At 69.1% G+C, this 20,619-nt stretch carries 21 protein-coding genes and 1 pseudogene; 19 read left to right on the top strand and 3 right to left on the bottom strand.

From position 1 onward, the window contains the following. Nucleotides 1–85 precede the first annotated feature (85 nt). The 18 genes from ACFU53_RS36400 (at nucleotide 86) to ACFU53_RS36315 (ending at nucleotide 17,835) form a co-directional block, all read left to right on the top strand. On the top strand, nucleotides 86–1,744 hold the full coding sequence (locus ACFU53_RS36400) for an acyl-CoA dehydrogenase family protein (RefSeq protein WP_384002492.1): 1,659 nt from the start codon (nucleotides 86–88) through the stop codon (nucleotides 1,742–1,744). A gap of 335 nt (nucleotides 1,745–2,079) precedes the next feature. Beyond that, entirely contained in the window at nucleotides 2,080–3,408 is a 1,329-nt protein-coding gene (locus tag ACFU53_RS36395; RefSeq protein WP_384002495.1) for a GAF domain-containing protein, read from the top strand. Between the two features lie 194 nt (nucleotides 3,409–3,602). After that, the gene (locus tag ACFU53_RS36390; protein ID WP_384002490.1) at nucleotides 3,603–5,075 is read left to right on the top strand and encodes a hypothetical protein; all 1,473 of its coding nucleotides are present in this window, start codon (nucleotides 3,603–3,605) and stop codon (nucleotides 5,073–5,075) included. Nucleotides 5,076–5,152: 77 nt separating this feature from the next. Then, the gene (locus ACFU53_RS36385) at nucleotides 5,153–5,734 is read left to right on the top strand and encodes a GNAT family N-acetyltransferase (protein WP_384002487.1); all 582 of its coding nucleotides are present in this window, start codon (nucleotides 5,153–5,155) and stop codon (nucleotides 5,732–5,734) included. 92 nt (nucleotides 5,735–5,826) lie between these two features. After that, on the top strand, nucleotides 5,827–5,910 hold the full coding sequence (locus ACFU53_RS36380; RefSeq protein WP_309474722.1) for a putative leader peptide: 84 nt from the start codon (nucleotides 5,827–5,829) through the stop codon (nucleotides 5,908–5,910). A gap of 169 nt (nucleotides 5,911–6,079) precedes the next feature. Next, the gene (locus ACFU53_RS36375) at nucleotides 6,080–7,771 is read left to right on the top strand and encodes a nitrite/sulfite reductase (protein ID WP_384002484.1); all 1,692 of its coding nucleotides are present in this window, start codon (nucleotides 6,080–6,082) and stop codon (nucleotides 7,769–7,771) included. Nucleotides 7,772–7,832: 61 nt separating this feature from the next. After that, on the top strand, nucleotides 7,833–8,012 hold the full coding sequence (locus ACFU53_RS36370; protein ID WP_079024000.1) for a hypothetical protein: 180 nt from the start codon (nucleotides 7,833–7,835) through the stop codon (nucleotides 8,010–8,012). Continuing rightward, a complete protein-coding gene (locus tag ACFU53_RS36365; RefSeq protein WP_384002480.1) occupies nucleotides 8,009–8,764 on the top strand; it encodes a phosphoadenylyl-sulfate reductase in 756 nt (251 codons plus the stop codon). The genes ACFU53_RS36370 and ACFU53_RS36365 overlap by 4 nt, the downstream gene beginning before the upstream one ends. Before the next feature lie 89 nt (nucleotides 8,765–8,853). After that, nucleotides 8,854–9,399, top strand: coding sequence for an adenylyl-sulfate kinase (gene cysC, locus ACFU53_RS36360; protein WP_384002477.1), 546 nt, complete (start codon nucleotides 8,854–8,856; stop codon nucleotides 9,397–9,399). Continuing rightward, nucleotides 9,396–10,334 carry a sulfate adenylyltransferase subunit CysD gene (cysD, locus tag ACFU53_RS36355; protein WP_384002473.1) on the top strand — a complete coding sequence of 313 codons (939 nt, stop codon included), beginning with the start codon at nucleotides 9,396–9,398 and terminating at the stop codon, nucleotides 10,332–10,334. The genes cysC and cysD overlap by 4 nt, the downstream gene beginning before the upstream one ends. A 2-nt stretch (nucleotides 10,335–10,336) precedes the next feature. Beyond that, a complete protein-coding gene (locus tag ACFU53_RS36350) occupies nucleotides 10,337–11,671 on the top strand; it encodes a sulfate adenylyltransferase subunit 1 (protein WP_384002470.1) in 1,335 nt (444 codons plus the stop codon). Between the two features lie 233 nt (nucleotides 11,672–11,904). Continuing rightward, the gene (locus ACFU53_RS36345; protein WP_384002467.1) at nucleotides 11,905–13,014 is read left to right on the top strand and encodes an aliphatic sulfonate ABC transporter substrate-binding protein; all 1,110 of its coding nucleotides are present in this window, start codon (nucleotides 11,905–11,907) and stop codon (nucleotides 13,012–13,014) included. 34 nt (nucleotides 13,015–13,048) lie between these two features. Continuing rightward, a complete protein-coding gene (locus ACFU53_RS36340) occupies nucleotides 13,049–13,834 on the top strand; it encodes an ABC transporter ATP-binding protein (RefSeq protein WP_384002464.1) in 786 nt (261 codons plus the stop codon). After that, on the top strand, nucleotides 13,821–14,744 hold the full coding sequence (locus ACFU53_RS36335) for an ABC transporter permease (protein WP_384002461.1): 924 nt from the start codon (nucleotides 13,821–13,823) through the stop codon (nucleotides 14,742–14,744). The genes ACFU53_RS36340 and ACFU53_RS36335 overlap by 14 nt, the downstream gene beginning before the upstream one ends. Before the next feature lie 76 nt (nucleotides 14,745–14,820). Then, nucleotides 14,821–15,570, top strand: a complete 750-nt coding sequence (locus ACFU53_RS36330; protein WP_384002458.1) for a sirohydrochlorin chelatase — start codon at nucleotides 14,821–14,823, stop codon at nucleotides 15,568–15,570. Nucleotides 15,571–15,669: 99 nt separating this feature from the next. Next, on the top strand, nucleotides 15,670–16,203 hold the full coding sequence (locus ACFU53_RS36325) for a hypothetical protein (RefSeq protein WP_384002455.1): 534 nt from the start codon (nucleotides 15,670–15,672) through the stop codon (nucleotides 16,201–16,203). Nucleotides 16,204–16,272: 69 nt separating this feature from the next. Next, on the top strand, nucleotides 16,273–17,385 hold the full coding sequence (locus ACFU53_RS36320) for a hypothetical protein (protein WP_384002452.1): 1,113 nt from the start codon (nucleotides 16,273–16,275) through the stop codon (nucleotides 17,383–17,385). A 180-nt stretch (nucleotides 17,386–17,565) separates the two neighbouring features. After that, the gene (locus ACFU53_RS36315) at nucleotides 17,566–17,835 is read left to right on the top strand and encodes a hypothetical protein (RefSeq protein WP_384002449.1); all 270 of its coding nucleotides are present in this window, start codon (nucleotides 17,566–17,568) and stop codon (nucleotides 17,833–17,835) included. A 52-nt stretch (nucleotides 17,836–17,887) separates the two neighbouring features. Here ACFU53_RS36315 and ACFU53_RS36310 read toward each other — a convergent pair whose 3' ends face one another. Genes ACFU53_RS36310 through ACFU53_RS36300 form a run of 3 tightly spaced genes read right to left on the bottom strand, consistent with a single transcriptional unit; the run spans nucleotide 17,888 to nucleotide 20,127 of the window. Further along, nucleotides 17,888–18,502 carry a TIGR03086 family metal-binding protein gene (locus ACFU53_RS36310; RefSeq protein WP_384002446.1) on the bottom strand — a complete coding sequence of 205 codons (615 nt, stop codon included), beginning with the start codon at nucleotides 18,500–18,502 and terminating at the stop codon, nucleotides 17,888–17,890. A 25-nt stretch (nucleotides 18,503–18,527) separates the two neighbouring features. Then, complete coding sequence (locus ACFU53_RS36305; RefSeq protein WP_384002443.1) at nucleotides 18,528–19,550, bottom strand: ketopantoate reductase family protein; 1,023 nt, start codon at nucleotides 19,548–19,550, stop codon at nucleotides 18,528–18,530. Between the two features lie 28 nt (nucleotides 19,551–19,578). After that, nucleotides 19,579–20,127: a DUF1697 domain-containing protein gene (locus ACFU53_RS36300; protein ID WP_384002441.1), complete on the bottom strand. Its 549-nt coding sequence runs from the start codon at nucleotides 20,125–20,127 to the stop codon at nucleotides 19,579–19,581. A 41-nt stretch (nucleotides 20,128–20,168) separates the two neighbouring features. On the opposite strand from ACFU53_RS36300, the pseudogene ACFU53_RS36295 reads away from it, so the two are divergent. Next, a pseudogene (locus ACFU53_RS36295) lies at nucleotides 20,169–20,468 on the top strand (zinc ribbon domain-containing protein); the annotation flags it as partial. Nucleotides 20,469–20,619: the final 151 nt, after the last annotated feature.

Genomic DNA, 20,619 nt, shown 5'->3' with positions numbered 1-20,619 from the left:
GTCCTGGTCCGGCGCCGGACACCTACCCGCCGGATACTGGTGAGCGTCGCCGTGACGACGCGATACCGAGGGGTAGGTTCCGGATATGGCATCCAGCACCCATGAAGTGACCAATCAGGCTCCGCCCCTGGTGGACTACGACGTCTTCGTCGGCGACAAGGTCCTGACGGAGGCGGTCGAGCGGCATCTGGCGCCGGAGGTGCTGGACGAGGCGCGGGACGAACTGTCGGGGTTCGGGCGTACGGCGGGCTCCGCGCAGGTGCAGGAATGGGGGCGGCTGGCGAACGAGAACCCGCCGAAGCTGCGGACGTACGACCGGTACGGGAACCGGGTGGACGAGGTGGAGTTCCATCCGTCGTGGCACCGGCTGCTCGGCAAGGGGGTCTCGGCCGGGCTGACGGCGGCCTGGACGCGGCCCGGCGGCCATGTGCGGCGGGCGGCCGCGTTCGTCGTCTGGACCCAGGTCGAGGCCGGCAACGGCTGCCCGCTGTCCATGACCCACGCGGCGGTACCCGCCCTGCGCACGGACCCGGCGCTCGCCGCCGAGTGGGAACCGCGGCTGACGTCCATGCTCTACGACTGGGACATGCGGCCCGCCGACCAGAAGGCCGGCGCCCTCTTCGGGATGGGCATGACCGAGAAGCAGGGCGGCAGCGACGTCCGCGCCAACACGACCGCGGCGCGACCGCTGGCCGAGGACGGGACGTACGAGCTGACGGGCCACAAGTGGTTCTGCTCGGCGCCGATGTCGGACGGGTTCCTCGTGCTGGCGCAGGCGGCCTCTTCGAAGGGAGGAGGGGGCTTGACGTGTTTCCTCGTGCCCCGGGTGCTGGCCGACGGCACGCGGAACGTGTTCCGCATCCAGCGGCTCAAGGAGAAGCTGGGCAATCGGTCGAACGCCTCCGCCGAGGTCGAGTTCGACGGGACGTGGGCGCGCCGGGTCGGGGACGAGGGGCGGGGGGTGCGCACGATCATCGGGATGGTGGCGGCCACCCGGCTGGACTGCGCGCTGGGCGCGGCCGCGCTGATGCGGCAGGCGGTGGCGCAGGCGGTGCACCACTGCACGTACCGGGAGGCGTTCGGTGGGCGGCTGATCGACAAGCCGCTGATGCGCAATGTCCTCGCCGATCTCGCGCTGGAGTCGGAGGCGGCGACGGCACTGGCGATGCGGCTGGCGGCAGCGTACGACGCGGCCGAGACGGGCGACGAGAACGAACGCTCGTTCCTGCGGCTCGCGGTGCCGGTCGCCAAGTACTGGGTGACCAAGCGCTGCACCCCGACCGTGGTCGAGGCCTCCGAGTGCCTCGGCGGCAACGGCTACGTCGAGGATTCCGGCATGCCCCGTCTGCTGCGCGAGTCCCCGCTCAACTCCATCTGGGAGGGCGCCGGAAACGTGCAGGCGCTCGACGTGCTGCGCGCTCTGCAGCGCGAACCGCAGGCCCTCGACGCCTACTTGCGGGAGGTGGGCCGGGCCCGCGGCGCCGACCACCGGCTCGACGGCGCGATCAAGGACCTGCTGACCGAACTCGCCGATCTGGCCGGCATCGAGGCCCGCGCGCGCCGGCTCGTGGAGCGGCTCGCCCTCGTCCTGCAGGGCGCACTCCTCGTGCGGTACGCGCCCCCGGTGGTCGCCGACGCGTTCTGCGCCTCCCGGCTGGGCGGCGACTGGGGCACGGCCTTCGGCACACTGCCGCACACCCTGGATCTGGCGTCGGTGGTGGAACGGGCGCGTCCGGTGAGCTGAGCCCGACCGTGGCGCCCTCTTTCGGGCGGTCGGACGCGGGGATGGTGCTGCGCCGACACGGCACCACCCCCGCTTCTCGGGCCCCTTTGAGCGGAGCGCATACGCCGCACCGGGCGACGTTGAACAAGTTTCAAGGAGCGTACGGCGGTTCGCCAGGGTTGCAGGGGGTTGCAACTCGTCTGCGCTCTGTGGCCGGAGTGGGTCCCTCCGTGCCCGAACAGCGGCAGACTAGGAAACCCGCAGTCAACGCCGTTGCGCAGATCCGGACTTCCACGGCCATAAGGGGCCATGGAGCGGACCGGCCTGCCGGGGAGGAACGAGTGCCGCACTCGCCGATGGAAGTCTCGCGGCTCACCGCCACGGACGCCGCCCGGGCGGCCCGGGTCCTCGGCGAGGTACGCGCCTCCACCCTCGACGGCCGGCCTTCGAAACCCGCCCCGCGCCCCGCGATCCGGGAGTCCTGGGGCCGCATGGTCCAGAGCGGCATCGACCCCGATCACGACTTCCGGTCCGACCTCCTCGGCCGCGACGAGGTCGAGCGCCGCCGCCAGACCTCGCGGCTCCGCCACGTCCTGCCGGTGCTCCGCGAGGGGCTGCTCTCCCTCGCGGACACCGCGCAGCACATCATGATGGTCGCGGACGCCGACGCCCGGGTGCTGTGGCGCGAGGGCAGTACTGCCGTGCTCCGCAAGGCCGACGGGCACGGCCTCGGGATCGGCGCGGACTGGCGCGAGGAGACCGTCGGCACGAACGGCGTCGGCACGCCCCTCGTCTCCCGGCGCGCCGTACAGGTCTTCTCCGCCGAGCACTTCGTCCGCGCCCTGCACCCCTGGACCTGCACCGGCGCCCCCATCACCGACCCGCGCGACGGCCGTCTGCTCGGCGTGGTGGACATCAGCGGCCCCCTGGAAACCCTGCACCCCTCCACCCTCGCGCTCGTCGACTCGGTCGCCAAACTCGCCCAGGCCCGTCTGAGAGACCTGCACCTCACCTCGCTCGAACAACTGCGCGCGGTGGCGGCCCCGGTCCTGGCCCGTATCGGCGGCCGCGCGGTCGCCGTCGACCGGGACGGCTGGACGGCCGCGGTGACCGGCATGCCGTACACCAGCCGTCTCGCCCTCCCCAAGTCGCTCTCCCCCGGCCGCTGCTGGCTTCCCGCGCTGGGCCTGTGCACCGTCGAGCCGCTGCCCGCCGGCTGGCTGATACGCCCCACCGCGGACCCCGCGCCCGCCCCGACCGCCACGCACATCACCCTCGACGTCTCCCACCCGCGCCGCTGGACCGTCACCGTCTCCGGCTGCGCGGGCTCCTGGACCCATGAGCTCACCCCCCGCCACGCCGAACTCCTGTACCTCCTCGCCCTCCACCGCGGCGGCCGCAGCGCCTCCACCCTCGCCGACGACATGTTCGGCGACCCCGCCCGCACCGTCACCGTCCGCGCCGAGATGTCCCGCGTACGCCGCTACCTCGGCGCCTTCCTGGACCACCGGCCGTACCGATTCACCGAACGAGCCGACGTCGAAGTCCTCCTCCCCGAAACCCCGTTGGACCTCCTCCCGCATTCGGTGGCACCAGGGGTGGTACGGGCGCGGGGCGCCACTCCGGGTGACCGGCTGTGGACTGAAGGGCCGTCGGGGCACGAGAGAGCCGAGCCGACTCCCTGAACCCACGTCGAACGTCTTCAACCCCCTTCGGCGGTGAACGGATCACGGCGTCGGAGTGAGGGATCTCCCTGTATTTCTCGGGACCTCGGCGTGACACGTGTCCCACTGACGTAGCATCGCTGCCAGGCCGCCCCACCTGCCTCGCCGTCAAGATCTTGTTCTCGGTTGGCAGTTGGCCGTCCCCGGGAGGTTTTATGAAGCACCGCGGTAGGCACCGTCGACGCAGAAGGGGGCGTGCGCTGCGTGCGTCCCTGGCGGGGACCGCGCTGGCGCTCACGGCGGCGGCCACGCTGATCAGTACGTCGCAGGCGGCGGGCGGTGAGACGCCGGGCGCGCTCTCCTCCATCACCTCGGCCGGTGAGCTGCGCAGTCTCCAGCTCCGGGAGACCCTGACCGACAGGACCGAGCTGCACACCCTCGCCAACGAGATGGGCGGCGGGGTCGGTGTCGACGAGGTGCTGCGGAGCGCGAACCACGCGATGCGCAACGAGGGCGACTGTTTCGCCACCGAGAAGGACAATCTGCCGGTCGAGCCGGTTTCCGCGCGGGCGTACTGCTGGGAGCCGGGCGACGCGGTCAGCGACAAGTGGGTCCCCCGCTCGGTCACCACGTCCCGGAACAACCAGGTCATCGCGTCCGGCTGGACGCACAGCGGCGTCGAGAGCGACACGCCCGGCGGCGACACGACGAGCGCGGACGGTACGGGTACTGCCGGCGCGGGTACTGCCGGTAGGGGTACTGACGGCGCGGGTGCCGACGGTACGGGTACCGGCGCCACCGACGACGAAGGCCTCGCCCGGGTCGCCTTCGTCGACGCGAGCGACCCGGCGAACCTCAGGTACCGATGGGTTCTGCTGGTCGTGCCGACGGCCGGCGCACAGGGCTTCGAGGGCCTGCGCTCCCGGCTCGGCGGCATGGCCTGGTACGAGGACAAGCTGATCGTCACCGCGCGGGGCCCGGAGAGCCGCGGACGGCAGGACGACTCCCTGTACGTGTTCGACCTGGCTCGCTTCCTCCGCCCCGATGTGACCGACAGCGACGTGATCGGCAGGACCGGCGACGGTTGGTCGGCCCACCACTACCGGTACGCGCTGCCCGCGGTCGCCGCCTACACCCCACCGGCGGGCGGCGGCTGTGACGCGCGTGACAACGACGGAGTGCCCTGCTTCGGCTCGCTCTCCCTCGACCGGACGTTGACACCGCCCACTGTCGTCGCGAACGAGCGGTTCCGGCCGAGCCGTGAGGAGCCCGCCCGCGTCTGGCGCTACGCCCTCGACATCACCGGGGACCGCACCGGCCTGCTCACCACCACCGGGCGCGAGAGCAGCACCGTCGCCACCGAGGCGTACGAGACCGAGGCCACCGGCGTCCGGGGCGTCCTCGCCCACAAGGGCGACTGGTACGTGGACCAGGCCGCCGAGAAGCGCGACGAGCACGGCACCCTCTGGCGGCAGGACGAGGACGGGGCCGAGGCCGTCAAGTGCCCGGAAGGCGCGTCGAGCGGGAAGTCGGGCTCGGACCTCGAGTCGTACGCCTGCTGGGGGCGGCACACCGCCTCCCTCTCCTACTCACCGGAGACCGGCGAGATGTGGACGCTCACCGGACCGGTCCCGGAGCGCGTGCTGTACGCGGTGAAGCTGTCGGACGTCGACAGCGCGCTGAGCTAGGGCGACCGGCCCGACGCCGAGCCAGGGATCCCGGCCCGACCTTGGAGGCGGGCCGGGTCCCATGATTCCCTGACTCCATGAGCAGCAGCCCCGTCACCACCTGGTCCCTGGAGCAGACCTCGCCGAGCGACCTGCTTCCCGCCGCCGCGCCCGACGGCGACGACGTCCGCATCGTGCGCGCCGAGGTCCCCTCCCCCGAGTTCAGCCGCTTCCTGTACGCCTCGGTCGGCGGCGACATCCGCTGGATCGACCGGCTGTCGTGGTCGTACGAGCGGTGGCAGGAGCACCTGGGCCGGCCGGGCGTGGAGACCTGGGTCGCCTACGACCGGGGTACGCCCGCCGGCTACGTGGAGATGGAGCCGCAGGACGACGGGGCCGTGGAGATCGTGTACTTCGGGCTGATCCCCGCGTTCCGGGGGCGGCGCATCGGCGGGCACCTGCTGTCGTACGGGACGGCCCGGGCTTGGGACCTCGGCGAGCGGTGGCCGGAGCTGCCGCCGACCAAGCGGGTCTGGCTGCACACCTGCACACTGGACGGCGAGCACGCCATGGGGAACTACCTGCGGCGGGGGTTCACCCTGTTCGACACGAAGGTGACCGAGGAGGCGGACGCTCCGGCGCCGGGGCCCTGGCCCGGGGCCGCCGCTTCCACACCATGACCCACATCACATCGTCTCGACATGCGAGACATCCTTGTCCGGAATGTGGATGACGGTGGACTCGGTCTAAAGAGCCGTGACACGCTTCCGTCATGTCTGGAACTGGAATTGCCTTGGTGAGTCGGCGGCACGTCGACCTCGGCCGCATGTCCAGCGCCATCTGTCCGGTGAGCTGACGCCCGACCGCGAGGGGTTGGACGACCCCGGGCAACAGCGCCGCACCCTCCTCTGTTTCAGCCCGCGCAAGGACGCGCAGGCGCCGCACACGCATCCCACGTGTGCCCGCATGCGCGCGCCAGCGCAGGTCAGAGCCGATTCCCCGCCTTTCCCGAAGGACATACACCCATGGCCGCCACCCCGCAGAACCCCGCCACGCCCCGCCGCAAGGTGAGCCGTCACCGTGGTGAGGGCCAGTGGGCCGCGGGACATTTCACCCCGCTGAACGGCAACGAGCAGTTCAAGAAGGACGACGACGGTCTCAATGTGCGGACACGCATTGAGACGATCTACTCGAAGCGCGGCTTCGACTCCATCGACCCCAACGACCTGCGCGGCCGTATGCGCTGGTGGGGGCTGTACACCCAGCGCAAGCCCGGGATCGACGGCGGCAAGACCGCGATCCTGGAGCCGGAGGAGCTGGACGACAAGTACTTCATGCTGCGGGTGCGGATCGACGGCGGCCGGCTCACCACCCGGCAGCTGAGGGTGATCGGCGAGATCTCGCAGGAGTTCGCGCGGGGCACGGCCGACATCACCGACCGGCAGAACGTGCAGTACCACTGGATCCGGGTCGAGGACGTGCCCGAGATCTGGGAGCGGCTGGAGGCCGTCGGCCTGTCCACCACCGAGGCCTGCGGTGACACCCCGCGTGTGATCATCGGCTCACCCGTCGCCGGGATCGCCGCGGACGAGATCATCGACGGCACGCCGGCGATGGAGGAGATCCAGCGGCGGATCATCGGCAACCCGGACTTCTCGAACCTGCCCCGCAAGTTCAAGTCCGCGATCTCCGGCTCGCCGCTGCTCGACGTGGCGCACGAGATCAACGACATCGCCTTCGTCGGTGTCCGCCACCCCGAGCACGGCCCCGGCTTCGACCTGTGGGTCGGCGGCGGTCTGTCCACCAACCCGAAGATCGGGCAGCGGCTCGGCGCGTGGGTGCCGCTGGACGAGGTCGCGGACGTGTACGAGGGCGTCATCTCGATCTTCCGTGACTACGGCTACCGGCGGCTGCGCACCCGCGCCCGGCTGAAGTTCCTGCTCGCCGACTGGGGCACGGAGAAGTTCCGCCAGGTCCTGGAGGACGAGTACCTCGAGCGCAAGCTCGTCGACGGCCCGGCGCCCGACCAGCCGGTGGCACGCTGGCGCGACCACGTGGGTGTGCACCCGCAGAACGACGGCCGGTACTACGTGGGGTTCGCCCCGCGCGTCGGCCGCGTGGACGGCACCACGCTGACGAAGATCGCCGATCTCGCCGAGGCGCACGGCTCCGGCCGGGTCGCGACCACGGTCGAGCAGAAGATGATCGTGCTCGACGTCACCGAGGAGCAGGTCGACTCGCTCGTCTCGGGCCTGGAGGCGCTGGACCTCAGGGTCAATCCGTCGGCGTTCCGGCGCGGCACCATGGCCTGCACCGGCATCGAGTACTGCAAGCTCGCCATCGTCGAGACCAAGGCGCGCGGCTCCCAGCTGATCGACGAACTGGAGCGCCGTATCCCGGAGTTCGACGAGCCGCTCACCATCAACATCAACGGCTGCCCGAACGCCTGTGCGCGCATCCAGGTGGCGGACATCGGTCTCAAGGGACAGCTCGTCCTGAACGACGAGGGCGAGCAGGTCGAGGGCTACCAGGTGCACCTGGGCGGCGCGCTCGGCCTGGAGGCCGGGTTCGGCCGTAAGGTGCGCGGTCTGAAGGTCACCTCCGACGAACTCCCCGACTACGTCGAGCGCGTGCTCAAGCGCTTCCAGGACGAGCGCGAGGACGGCGAGCGATTCGCCGCCTGGGTCACCCGCGCTTCTGAGGAGGCGCTGTCGTGAGCCGGGCGAGTGAGCCGACCCCGGAGGCGAACCGAGCCGCAAAAAAGAGGGGGGCCCTGTCATGAGCGAGCGAGCCGCCCCTTTCTACTGCCCCTACTGCGGTGACGAGGACCTGCGCCCCAACGAAGAGGGACACGGTGCGTGGGAATGCGGGGCCTGCAATCGAGCCTTCCAGTTGAAGTTCCTCGGGCTGCTGTCCCGGGGGCTTCAGCGAGCCGAAAGCGGAGGGGATCACATATGACTACCGTTCAGGCGGATTCCGATACATCCGCGTCCTTGCCGGACGCGGCCGACCCGGAAGCGGCGAAGCGCGCCGAACTCAAGGCGCTCGCCGAGCAGGCCGGCCGTGACCTGGAGGACGCCTCGGCACTGGAGATCCTCCAGTGGGCCGTGGACACCTTCGGCAAGCGCTTCTGCGTGACCTCCTCCATGGAGGACGCGGTGGTCGCGCACCTCGCCTCCCGGGCCAGGCCCGGCGTGGACGTCGTGTTCCTCGACACCGGCTACCACTTCCCGGAGACCATCGGCACCCGGGACGCCGTCGAGGCCGTGATGGACGTCAACGTCATCACGATCACCCCGCGTCAGACGGTCGCCGAGCAGGACGCCGAGCACGGGCCCAGGCTGCACGACCGCGACCCCGACCTCTGCTGCTTCCTGCGCAAGGTCAAGCCGCTCGAAGAGGGCCTGACCCGGTTCGACGCGTGGGCGACCGGTCTGCGCCGCGACGAGTCCGAGACCCGGGCGAACACCCCGGTCGTCGGCTGGGACGAGAAGCGCGGCAAGGTCAAGATCTCCCCGATAGCGCGCTGGACGCAGGACGACGTGGACGCCTACGTCGCCGAGCACGGCGTGCTCACCAACCCCCTGCTCATGGACGGCTACGCCTCCGTGGGCTGCGCCCCCTGCACCCGCCGGGTGGCCCCGGGCGAGGACGCGCGGGCCGGCCGCTGGGCCGGCAACGCCAAGACCGAGTGCGGGCTGCACCTGTGACCGCCGCCGTACCTGCCGAGACCGCTGACACCGTCGGGAACACCGTCCCCGGGACGGACCGTGCTCCCGCGACGAACCAGGAGAACCAAGTGACGACCGGAGCCACCGGAGCCACCGTCTGGCTCACTGGTCTGCCGAGTGCCGGCAAGACCACCATCGCCTACGAGCTCGCGGGCCGACTGCGCGAGGACGGGCACCTCGTGGAGGTGCTCGACGGCGACGAGATCCGCGAGTTCCTCACCGCGGACCTCGGCTTCAGCCGCGCCGACCGGCACACCAACGTGCAGCGCATCGGCTTCCTCGCCGACCTCCTCGCCCGTAACGGCGTCAAGGCGCTCGTGCCGGTCATCGCGCCCTACGCCGACAGCCGCGAGGCGGTCCGCAAGCGTCACTCGGCGAGCGGTGCCGCGTACGTCGAGGTGCATGTGGCGACGCCGGTCGAGGTGTGCTCCGAACGTGATGTGAAGGGTCTGTACGCCAAGCAGGCGGCCGGGGAGATCTCCGGGCTGACCGGTGTCGACGACCCGTACGAGGCTCCCGAGACCCCGGATCTGCGTATCGAGTCGCAGGACCAGACGGTCCAGGAGTCCGCGGCGCTGGTCCACAAGCTGCTCACCGAGAGGGGTCTGGCATGACGACGACCGTCGCGGCCGTCCCCGGGGAGACCGGCACCCCGTACACCCTGTCCCATCTGGACGCGCTGGAGTCCGAGGCGGTCCACATCTTCCGCGAGGTGGCGGGCGAGTTCGAGCGGCCGGTGATCCTCTTCTCCGGCGGCAAGGACTCCATCGTCATGCTGCACCTGGCGTTGAAGGCGTTCGCCCCGGCGGCGGTCCCGTTCACGCTGCTGCACGTGGACACCGGGCACAACTTCCCCGAAGTCCTGGAGTACCGCGACCGCACGGTGGCCGAGCACGGGCTGCGGCTGCATGTCGCCTCCGTACAGGACTACATCGACCGCGGGGTGCTGCGCGAACGCCCCGACGGGACCCGCAACCCCCTCCAGACCGTGCCGTTGACGGAGAAGATCCAGGCGGAGAGGTTCGACGCCGTCTTCGGCGGCGGGCGACGCGACGAGGAGAAGGCGCGCGCCAAGGAACGGGTGTTCTCCCTGCGCGACGAGTTCTCGCAGTGGGACCCGCGCCGCCAGCGCCCCGAGCTGTGGAACCTGTACAACGGCCGCCACGCGCCCGGCGAGCACGTCCGTGTCTTCCCGCTCTCCAACTGGACCGAGCTGGACGTCTGGCAGTACATCGCCCGCGAAGGCATCGAACTGCCCGAGATCTACTTCGCGCACGAGCGTGAGGTGTTCCAGCGGGCCGGCATGTGGCTGACCGCCGGCGAGTGGGGCGGCCCCAAGGACGGCGAGACCGTCGAGAAGCGGCAGGTGCGGTACCGGACCGTGGGTGACATGTCCTGCACGGGCGCCGTCGACTCCGACGCGACCACGCTGGACGCCGTCATCACCGAGATCGCGGCCTCCCGGCTGACCGAGCGGGGCGCGACGCGCGCGGACGACAAGATGTCCGAGGCCGCGATGGAAGACCGTAAGCGCGAGGGGTACTTCTAAGCATGAGCACGATCACCGCCGAGGAGCTCTCGGCCACCACCCTGCTGCGGTTCGCGACCGCCGGTTCCGTCGACGACGGCAAGTCCACCCTCGTGGGCCGACTGCTGCACGACTCCAAGTCGGTCCTCACCGACCAGCTGGAGGCCGTGGAGCGCGCCTCGGCGAGCCGTGGCCAGGAGGGCCCGGACCTCGCGCTGCTCACGGACGGTCTGCGGGCCGAGCGGGAGCAGGGCATCACGATCGACGTGGCGTACCGCTACTTCGCGACCCCGCGCCGCCGGTTCATCCTCGCCGACACCCCCGGCCATGTGCAGTACACCCGCAACATGGTGACGGGTGCCTCCACGGCCGAGCTGACGGTGATCCTGGTCGACGCCCGCAACGGCGTCGTCGAGCAGACCCGCCGGCACGCCGCGATCGCCGCGCTGCTGCGCGTCCCGCACGTGGTCCTCGCGGTCAACAAGATGGACCTCGTCGCGTACGAGGAGCAGGTCTTCGCGCGGATCGCCGAGGAGTTCACGGCGTACGCGTTGGAGCTGGGCGTCCCGGAGATCACCTCCATCCCGATCTCGGCGCTCGCCGGCGACAACGTGGTGGAGCCGTCCGCGAACATGGACTGGTACGGCGGCCCGACCTTCCTGGAGCACCTGGAGTCCGTGCCGGTCAGCCACGACCTGGCGCACTGCCACGCCCGCCTGCCCGTGCAGTACGTGATCCGTCCGCAGACCGCCGAGCACCCGGACTACCGGGGCTACGCGGGCCAGATCGCGGCCGGTACGTTCCGCGTCGGCGACCCGGTGACCGTGCTGCCCTCCGGCCGTACGACGAAGGTCACGGGCATCGACCTCCTCGGCAAGCCGGTCGACGCGGCCCACACCCCGCAGTCGGTGACCCTCCTGCTGGAGGACGACATCGACATCTCGCGCGGCGATCTGCTCGTGCCCAGCAAGGACGCGCCCCCGACCACGCAGGACATCGAGGCGACCGTCTGCCATGTCGCCGACCAGCCGCTCACCGTGGGCCACCGGGTGCTGCTCAAGCACGGCACCCGCACGGTCAAGGCGATCGTCAAGGACATCCCGTCCCGGCTGACGCTCGACGACCTGTCCCTGCACCCGCACCCGGGCCGGCTCGTCGCGAACGACATCGGCCGGGTGAAGATCCGCACGGCCGAGGCGCTGCCGGTCGACTCGTACGCCGACTCCCGCCGCACCGGCTCCTTCATCCTGATCGACCCCTCCGACGGCACCACGCTGACCGCCGGCATGGTCGGCGAGTCGTTCGCCTCCCCGGAGCCCGTCAAGGACGAGTCCGAGGACGACGGGTGGGACTTCTGACATGACCTATTTGGACTTCTACGCGACGTTCGCGAAGGAGGGCGGCCGTGTGGGCAGCGGCGCCCTCGGGAGCGGGACGGGCGGAGTCGCGCGATGTGTGCGCTGACGTACGCGCACTGCCTGCGCGCCCCGTCCCCCCACCCGACGTCCCGGTTGCGACGAAGACCCTTTTCCTGACCCCGGCCACGACCTGAGAGACCGTGACCGCCGGGCCTCCGAGAGGAACACCTCCCGTGCCTGCACACCGCTCCGCCGCCTTCCGGCGCACTTTCGCCGCCATCGCCGCGCTCCCCCTCCTCACCCTCGCCGCCTGCGGTTACGGCTCCGAAGCCAAGAACGACGACACCGCCAAGGTGGCCGCCGGGGCCGAGAAGATCGACGGGCTCGACTCCGTCAGGATCGGCTACTTCGGCAATCTGACCCACGGCACCGCACTGGTCGGCATCCAGAAGGGCTTCTTCCAGAAGGAACTGGGCGCCACCAAGCCCGCGTACACTCCCTTCAACGCTGGCCCCTCCGAGATCGAGGCGCTGAACGCCGACTCCATCGACATCGGCTGGATCGGTCCCTCCCCCGCGATCAACGGTTACACCGCGGCCAACGGCACCAATCTGCGCATCATCGGCGGCTCGGCCTCGGGCGGCGTCAAACTCGTGGTCAACCCGGACAAGATCAAGACCCTGAAGGACGTCAAGGGCAAGAAGATCGCCACGCCTCAGGCCGGCAACACCCAGGACGTGGCGTTCCTCAACTGGATCGCCGAGCAGGGCTGGAACGTCGACGCCAAGAGCGGCAAGGGCGATGTGTCGGTCGTCCGCACCGACAACAAGGTGACCCCGGACGCGTACAAGTCCGGCTCCATCGACGGCGCCTGGGTGCCGGAGCCGACCGCGTCGAAGCTTGTCGCCGAGGGCGCCAAGGTGCTGTTGGACGAGGCCGATCTGTGGCCGGACAAGAAGTTCGTGATCACGAACATCATCGTGCGGCAGGAGTTCCTGAAGGAGCACCCGGAGGCCGTCGAGGCCGTGCTGAAGGCCGCTGTCGAGGCGAACAAGTGGATCAACGCCAACCCGGACGAGGCGAAGGCCGCGGCGAACAAGCAGTTGGAGGCCGACTCCGGCAAGGCACTGCCGGCCGAGGTCCTGGACCCGGCGTGGAAGTCGATCCAGTTCACCAACGACCCGCTGGCCTCCACCCTCAACACCGAGGCCGAGCACGCGGTGAAGGCGGGGCTGCTGGAGTCGCCGAAGCTGGACGGCATCTATGACCTCACTCTGCTGAACAAGGTCCTCAAGGCCGAGGGCGAGAGCACGGTCGACGACGCCGGTCTCGGCGTCAAGTAAGCCCGATCCCGAGAGTTCCCAGGAGGTGACGACCATGGCAACCGCCCTCGCCAAGGCCGCCGACGCCGAGTCGGTGGAAGAAGCCGCCCGCATCGAGCACGTCTCGAAGTCCTTCAACGGGCCCGCCGGACAACAGCTCGTCCTCGACGACATCACGCTGGACGTCGCGCCGGGTGAGTTCGTCACTCTCCTGGGGGCCTCGGGCTGCGGCAAGTCCACTCTGCTGAACCTGGTGGCGGGGCTCGACGAGCCCTCCGCCGGCACCATCACGACCCATGGGCGCCCCGCTCTGATGTTCCAGGAGCACGCCCTGTTCCCGTGGCTGACCGCGGGCAAGAACATCGAACTCGCCCTGAAGCTCAGGGGGGTTCCGAAGAACGAGCGACGCGGCCGGGCCGAGGAACTGCTCGAACTCGTCCGGCTGAAGGGCTCCTACGGCAAGCGGGTGCACGAGCTGTCCGGTGGTATGCGCCAGCGCGTGGCACTGGCCCGCGCGCTCGCGCAGGACAGCAACCTGCTGCTGATGGACGAGCCGTTCGCGGCTCTGGACGCGATCACCCGGGACGTACTGCACGACGAGCTGACCCGTATCTGGGCGGAGACCGGTGTGTCCGTCCTGTTCGTCACGCACAACGTGCGCGAGGCAGTGCGGCTGGCCCAGCGTGTCGTCCTGCTGTCGTCCCGGCCCGGGCGCGTGGCGCGTGAGTGGACGGTGGACATCCCGCAACCGCGCCGTATCGAGGACGCCCCCGTGGCCGAGATGTCCCTTGAGATCACCGATGAACTGCGTAGGGAGATCCGCCGTCATGGCCAGCACTGAGACCACCGGCGCGACGTCGGACCCGCCCGTCAAGGACAGTGCCGAGGACGGCGCGGACCTCGGACGGCTGGAGGCCGGTCTCGACTCGCTGGAGACCTCGGCCACGAGCCGTACGCCGTTCCGGCAGACCTTCCGCCAGAAGATCCTGCCGCCGATCACCGCGATCGTGCTGGTCCTGGTGGTCTGGCAGCTGCTGATCTCGCTGAAGATCGTCGACGACCCCACCAAGCTGCCCTCGCCCGCCGACGTGGCGGGCGAGTTCAAGGACGCCTGGCTGGAAGGTGAACTCCTCGGCTACGTCTGGACGAGCGTCTCGCGCGGTCTGCTCGGCTTCCTGTTGGCTCTGGCCATCGGCACGCCGCTGGGTCTGCTGGTCGCCCGGGTGAGGTTCGTGCGCGCGGCCATCGGGCCGGTGCTGTCCGGTCTGCAGTCGCTGCCGTCAGTGGCGTGGGTGCCGCCGGCGGTGATCTGGCTCGGCCTGAACAACTCCATGATGTACGCGGTGATCCTGCTCGGCGCCGTGCCGTCCATCGCCAACGGTCTCGTCTCCGGCATCGACCAGGTGCCACCGCTGTTCCTGCGAGCGGGCCGCTCGATGGGCGCCACCGGTCTGAAGGGGGCCTGGCACATCGTCATGCCGGCCGCGCTGCCCGGCTATCTGGCAGGCTTGAAGCAGGGCTGGGCGTTCTCCTGGCGCTCCTTGATGGCCGCGGAGATCATCGCCCCGTCGCCCGATCTGGGCATCGGCCTGGGCGCCCTGCTGGAGTACGGCCGCAACGCCAGCTCCATGGCCATGGTGTTCGAATCCATCATCCTGATCCTGTTCGTCGGCATCGCGATCGAGCTGCTGATCTTCAGCCCGCTGGAGCGCCGGGTCCTGCGCAGCCGGGGTCTGCTGGCGAGCCGCTGACCGAAGATTCGTGAGCCGGTGTGGGACGTCCGAGATACGAGCCGAAAGGTTCGAGAAAGCTGAGAGAGCCGAACCCATGCGCAGCCCCGTTCTCCTCGTCATCGCCCACGGCAGCCGCGACCCGCGGCACGCCGCGACCGTCCACGCCCTCGTACGGCGTGTGCGGGCGATGCGTCCCGGGCTGCGCGTGGAGACCGGCTTCCTGGACTTCAACATCCCTTCCGTGCAAGGCGTGCTGGAGTCGCTGGCCGATGAAGGCGTACGGGACGTGGTGGCGCTCCCCTTGCTCCTGACCCGCGCATTCCATGCCAAGGCAGATATCCCGGCGGTCCTGCGGGAGGCCCCGCCGCGCCTGCGCATCCGCCAGGCCGAGGTCCTGGGCCCTTCGCCACTGCTGCTGTCGGCCCTCGAACGCCAACTGTACGAGGCGGGGTTGAGCCCCGCCGACAAGTCCTCGACCGGGGTCGTCCTGGCCTCGGCGGGGTCCACCGACCCGGAGGCGATCGCGGTGATCGCCGACATCGCGCGGGAGTGGTGGCACACCGGTTGGTGCGCCGTGCGACCCGCGTTCGCCTCCGCATCCCTCCCCCGCACCGAGGACGCCGTACGGGAGCTGCGGGCACTGGGCTGCGAACGCGTCGCCGTCGCACCGTATGTCATTGCCCCAGGCTTCCTTCCGGATCGCATCTCACGTGGCGCCTCTGCGGCTGACGTACTGGGCGATGTGCTGGGGCCGGCACCTGAAGTGACTCGAGTCCTGCTGGACCGATACGACGACGCTGTCTCCATGCTGCCTGGAGCGAGACTGGAAGCACTTGGCGCCTGATTCATCCTTTCTTTGCCAAAATCTTTCCGACTCAGCCCCTCGTTCAAGCTTCCCTCAGATCTACCTCAATTTTATTGAGGCGTGCTATCGCAATGCGAGATGATCAGTTGCAAGTTCGTCCCGCCGCAACGAGACGAACTGCACTGGATCACTTCGACATGGGGGAACATCATGCGCAAAACATCTGCAGCGGTGGCTGCGAGCGTCGCAGTTGCCAGCCTCGTCGCCACGACCGCACCGGCTTCCGCCGCAGCCAGCCCTAAGGCAGCGTGCACAGCCGTCATTTCTCCCTCCAAGACCGTTTCGGTATCGGCTCTGGCGCAGTACATAAAGCCGTCACGAACCAAGATCCAGCCGACTTCGTTCAGCATCAGGACCCAGTCCCAGGGAATCAAGAAGACACGCACCGACTTCACCCTGAATGTCCGGATCTACACGTACGGAAAAGGAATCACTCAGGAATACAACGCCAAGAAGGGAACCCACACTGTCAACGACCTCTGGGGGCCCACCTTCTCGAAGTTGAAGACCCTTCCCAAGGGGAAGAATCGCATTAACCTCAGCGGCTGGTTCGACCTCAATTCGAATGCCTATGCCTCTCAGTGCAGCACGGCGGTCAGCTTCACGTTCTGAGATCCACGAGGCAAGGGGTGGGCGAGCGATTCCTTCGACAACTCGCCCACTCTCCGAAACGGGGCGACCATGATGAAGAACATGAAGAGGCTTCTACAGCTCATCACGCCTATCTGCATAATCGGACTCGTCACCTCATGCTCTCTCTCGTCGAGCGACACGAAGAACGAGCGTGAGATCGTTAGCACAACTATCGTCGATGCCGATTCCCACGGATTCCTTACCTACAATTTCCAGAACGGGGAATTGAAGGGCCACTTCAAGAACGGCAAGGCATCCTGGGCGGAGAAGGTTACGAATCTGGGCGAGATTCACTGCGCCCGCGCATGCCCCGACGCGGCGTACTCCACCAACAGCCAGGAGGATTCCGGTCCCATCGGCTCCTCCTTCGTGTGGCGCATGCAAGGCGAAGTGGTCAGGAAGTCGTTCAAGGACCCCGAGGTCAATCTCTATTGGAGTTCAGGACCGGCAGACTGGGTGGCAGCCGACTCCCACAGCCTTCTCTGGAGCTCTCGAGGGAAAGATTCGAGTCTACCCGTAAAGGCTGGCACGAACGCACCTCAGGGCAGCTTGTCAAGCAATGGTCGACTACTTTCAGTGTCGACGGCTCGGGGCGATCTCACGAATTCGCCGTGGAGCGGCTTTCTGTTCGATCTGAGCGACGGACACCCCGAGAAACCGCACACGATCTCGACGGGACTCCCCGGACCACTAGGCTGCCTCTCGACCCGGCCCAAATATGGAATCACTCTGGGAAATGACTCTCAGCAAGTCAGCCTGACGAACGGAAAAAAGCTCCGAAGCCACCGGGACTTCGCGAGCGAATGCTTCACCGACGGTTCACATGTGATATCTGGAAAGTACACCGCGAGCGAAAACGGGAACACGCAGCAGATCCTTCTTCAGAACATCACGGACTCGCACTCCGAGGCCGCCACGACTGTGGCCACCGGAGACGCACGCATCAGCATGTACGGCGACTGTGGAGTCTTGGTGTCAGACGGAACTGTCCGCCTGCTGGATTCCTCTTCGACTACCCTCGACACGAAAGTTCGAGCGCAAGATGCCGTGACGGTCACCGATGGAACGGTTTACGTTGTCTCTGCCGATGGTAAATCAGCCCAATACACCTTGAGCAGCCAAGGAGGAAAGTGCACCCTTGTTCCCGAAGATGACCGATAGAGCTGCAATCCAACCGAGAGCGGACGAAGCAACAACTGCAATAATCCCTTCTTACGCATGATTCTTCGGAACCTCCCTGAACCTTCCCTATGACCAGTAGACTTCTTTGCGGAAGCGATGACTCAACCGCACGGCCCATCCCCAGTGGCGTCCGCGCCTAGCGCACCAGACGGTCCCGGGTTGGCCGAGGAGGCGTGCGAGGGCGGCGCATCGCCGGTCCAGGTCAGCGGGATCGAGGTCCTGAACAGCACCGCCGAGCCCTGCTCCGCCAACTCCCTTGCGCGGCGGGGTGAGGCTGGTCGGGACTGCATCCTCGCGGCGGCCTGCGCGGTATACGACCTCTCGCCCGTCCGGGCCGTCATGGGCGGCCTCTTCCTGGTCGCCGGTCCGGGCTTGCGCCCCACGAACTGGGCGGGCCGGGACGGGGAGTGGTGGGGCGAGCCGGTCTGAACTCACCGCCGCCCGGCTTTGGTGCCGCCCTTCAGGCCCCTTTCCAGGCTCCTCAGTGGCTGCCCATCCCCACAACGCCCTGCTGCGGATCCCGGCCGCTCGCCCCCAGCGCGCGGTCGAAGGGGGGCGCGTCGGCCGGTACCGAGACGGGGGCGGCGAAGCCGTCGTACTGGCGGTAGAGGTCGCCGTGGGTTTCTACGACGGTGAGGACGAAGCGGGCGGCCGGTTCCGAGATGTGGAAGGGCTGGCCGGTGGCCGTGGCCACGTCCCAGCCGTGGACGGCCATCTCCTTGATGATCATGCCGGCGAGGTCGGTGGCCGGCAGAGGGCCCATGCCGAGGTCGATGTCGCCCTCCCAGAGCGCCGGATCGGCCCAGGCCGCGACCGCGCGGTCCAGTTGGGCGGCGTAGGCGTCGGCCCAGTCCGGGTCGGTGGTGAAGTCGCGCTTGGTCAGTTCCTCGGGGAGGGGCTTACGCAGCGCGCGGTGTTCGAGGCCGTGGGAGGTGTAGAGGACCCAGTGGTTGACCAGGGCCCGGACGTCCCAGTCGCCGCAGTGGGTGGGCAGGGGGAGCTGTTCCGCCGTGACGCCCCGGGCGACACGGGCCGCCTCGGTGGCGCATTCGGCCATGTACGGGTGGTGCGGGTGCGTGGTGTCGTGGTTCGTCATGCACCTCACGCTAGGGACGGCTCGCTCAGTCCTCTTGAACAAACGCGACAGCGTCGTCCGCCATGCGCGTCAGCCTCGGCAGTGGCAGCGAACCGGCCTCCCTGCGCTCGTGGGCGAACATGTTCGCGAGCCGTTGCAGCAGGTCGTTGAGCGGGGTCGGTACGCCGTGGAGGCGGCCCAGCAGGGCGATCTCGCCGTTGAGGTGGTCGGCCTCGATGGTGCCGGTGCCGCGGGTGAGGGACTGCCAGGAGGAGCCGCCGCCGCGCGGGGTGCCGTTTAGCGGGACCAGGGTGATCTTGTCGCCGCGGGTCGTCCGCTGTTCCTCGGCGCTCGCGTACGCGATCCCGGCGGCGTCGAGTACCCGCTCGCCCTCCGCCCGCACCCTGGCGTACAGCGTCCGGGCAGCTTCGCTGTCGAGCGGACCGCTCACGGCTTCGAGGGCGTTGGCCAGGTTGCCCAGCAGTTTGGCGTACTGCCAGCGCTGGACGTCCGGTACGACCGGGGCCTCGAAGTGGGACTTCGTCAGGTCGGCGACGATACGGCGGGCCGTCTCGTCGGTGCCGTGGGGATAGCGGCCGAGGTGGAGCATGCCGGTGAGCGGGGTGCCGGCGGCCGACACGACGCCGGGTTCGACGAACGTGGAGGGCAGCCAGACGCAGACGCCGTACACCCGGTGGAAGCGGCGGAGGGCGAGGCGCTGGCTCTCGACGCCGTTCTGGGCGCAAACCAGGGGGAGGCGTTCCGCCGCGGTGCCGCCGCCGGTCACCTGGGCGGGGGCCCAGACCGCGAGGGCCGCTTCGGTGTCCTGGGTTTTCACGGTCAGGAGGAGTACGTCGTCGGGGCGGAGGTCGCCGAGGGCGGCGGGGCCGTCGACCGTGGGGAGGTGGTGGGTGTGGGCGCCGTCGGGCGTGATGAGGCGGAGGCCGCGGTCGCGGAGGGCCGTGTAGTGGGCGCCGCGGGCAACCAGGATCACCTCGCGGCCGGCTTGGGCGAGACGGCCGCCGATGGCTCCGCCTACCGCGCCTGCGCCGATGACGATGTATCGCATGGGGTTATTAAACGTTGCGGGGCCCTGGTCAACCGACCTTTGTCAGCTCCGCCAGTTTCACCACCGTGTTCCAGTTGCGGGTCGTCGCCACCAGGCCCGTCAGGAGGCGCGGCTTCGACAAGGTCTCCGCCAGCTTGGAGCGGCCCAGGCCGTCGGGGGCGTAGAGGTAGAGCGCCCGGTCTCCGAGCCTGAACTGCTCGGGCAAGAAGACCTGTTGGTCGATGGACTCGAAGCGGTCCTCCGCCACCGGCTTGGAGAAGTAGGTGACGTGGAGTTGCTTGCCCTCCAGTTCCGCCGCCGGGAAAGGGCACGCCTCGCGTACGGACTCCAGGTAGGCATGGTCGCGCACCAGGACGTCGACGGTGAAGCCGAAGTGTTTCTGGATGGCGGTGGTGATCTCGGCGGCGAGGGAGTCCTCGTCGCCGTGGTCGCTGGTGAAGACCGCGTTGCCGCTCTGGAGGTAGGTGGCCACGCCGCCGTGGCCCAGGCCGGTCAGGAGGGTGCGGAGGTCGGCCATCGGGACCTTCTTCTTGCCGCCCACATTGATTCCGCGCAACAGCGCCGCGTACGTCGTCATACCGACATCATCCGACATCTGTCGAGTGGACGCCCCGCTGTGGCGGGTTGGGGAATGAGCGGGCCGCGAAGGCCGGGCGCAACCGCAGCATCCTCGACGCGGGTTGGGGGGTGTTCCTCGCAGCCCTCGCCAACAAGGCTGAAAGCGCCGGTCGGCCCGTCATCGCGGTGGACCCCCGTAACACCTCCCGCACCTGTCCGTCCTGCGGGCACGTCGCGAAGGAGAACCGCACCACCCGCGCGAAGTTCCAGTGCACCGCGTGTGTGAGGACCGCCAACGCAGACCACGTCGGTGCCCTGAACGTCCTCAACAGGGCCGGGCCGGCCCTCTGCGACGTGGCCCAGCCACGACACAGGAAGCCCTCGCGTTCACGCGTGGGTGGAGTCACGAAGCAGATGGGCGTGGGCCGGCGCCGGTGAAGGCCCAGGAGGACGAGAGGGTACGGGTCTGACGGTTCTCGTTCGACGCGGACGTGGCCCGGGGTGGAGACAC

It is taken from the genome of Streptomyces sp. NPDC057474 (genome assembly GCF_042802555.1).
In the GTDB taxonomy this organism is placed as follows: Bacteria; Actinomycetota; Actinomycetes; order Streptomycetales; family Streptomycetaceae; genus Streptomyces.
This window is presented reverse-complemented; position numbering and strand designations above follow the sequence as displayed.

Excerpts from the sequence above, each read along its gene's own strand:
- ACFU53_RS36400 (WP_384002492.1), top strand. The coding sequence starts at position 86 with ATGGCATCCAGCACCCATGAAGTGACCAATCAGGCTCCGCCCCTGGTG.
- ACFU53_RS36395 (WP_384002495.1), top strand. The coding sequence starts at position 2,080 with ATGGAAGTCTCGCGGCTCACCGCCACGGACGCCGCCCGGGCGGCCCGG.
- ACFU53_RS36390 (WP_384002490.1), top strand. The coding sequence starts at position 3,603 with ATGAAGCACCGCGGTAGGCACCGTCGACGCAGAAGGGGGCGTGCGCTG.
- ACFU53_RS36385 (WP_384002487.1), top strand. The coding sequence starts at position 5,153 with ATGAGCAGCAGCCCCGTCACCACCTGGTCCCTGGAGCAGACCTCGCCG.
- ACFU53_RS36380 (WP_309474722.1), top strand. The coding sequence starts at position 5,827 with ATGTCTGGAACTGGAATTGCCTTGGTGAGTCGGCGGCACGTCGACCTC.
- ACFU53_RS36375 (WP_384002484.1), top strand. The coding sequence starts at position 6,080 with ATGGCCGCCACCCCGCAGAACCCCGCCACGCCCCGCCGCAAGGTGAGC.
- ACFU53_RS36370 (WP_079024000.1), top strand. The coding sequence starts at position 7,833 with ATGAGCGAGCGAGCCGCCCCTTTCTACTGCCCCTACTGCGGTGACGAG.
- ACFU53_RS36365 (WP_384002480.1), top strand. The coding sequence starts at position 8,009 with ATGACTACCGTTCAGGCGGATTCCGATACATCCGCGTCCTTGCCGGAC.
- cysD (WP_384002473.1), top strand. The coding sequence starts at position 9,396 with ATGACGACGACCGTCGCGGCCGTCCCCGGGGAGACCGGCACCCCGTAC.
- ACFU53_RS36350 (WP_384002470.1), top strand. The coding sequence starts at position 10,337 with ATGAGCACGATCACCGCCGAGGAGCTCTCGGCCACCACCCTGCTGCGG.
- ACFU53_RS36340 (WP_384002464.1), top strand. The coding sequence starts at position 13,049 with ATGGCAACCGCCCTCGCCAAGGCCGCCGACGCCGAGTCGGTGGAAGAA.
- ACFU53_RS36335 (WP_384002461.1), top strand. The coding sequence starts at position 13,821 with ATGGCCAGCACTGAGACCACCGGCGCGACGTCGGACCCGCCCGTCAAG.
- ACFU53_RS36330 (WP_384002458.1), top strand. The coding sequence starts at position 14,821 with ATGCGCAGCCCCGTTCTCCTCGTCATCGCCCACGGCAGCCGCGACCCG.
- ACFU53_RS36325 (WP_384002455.1), top strand. The coding sequence starts at position 15,670 with ATGATCAGTTGCAAGTTCGTCCCGCCGCAACGAGACGAACTGCACTGG.
- ACFU53_RS36320 (WP_384002452.1), top strand. The coding sequence starts at position 16,273 with ATGATGAAGAACATGAAGAGGCTTCTACAGCTCATCACGCCTATCTGC.
- ACFU53_RS36310 (WP_384002446.1), bottom strand. The coding sequence starts at position 18,502 with ATGACGAACCACGACACCACGCACCCGCACCACCCGTACATGGCCGAA.
- ACFU53_RS36305 (WP_384002443.1), bottom strand. The coding sequence starts at position 19,550 with ATGCGATACATCGTCATCGGCGCAGGCGCGGTAGGCGGAGCCATCGGC.
- ACFU53_RS36300 (WP_384002441.1), bottom strand. The coding sequence starts at position 20,127 with ATGACGACGTACGCGGCGCTGTTGCGCGGAATCAATGTGGGCGGCAAG.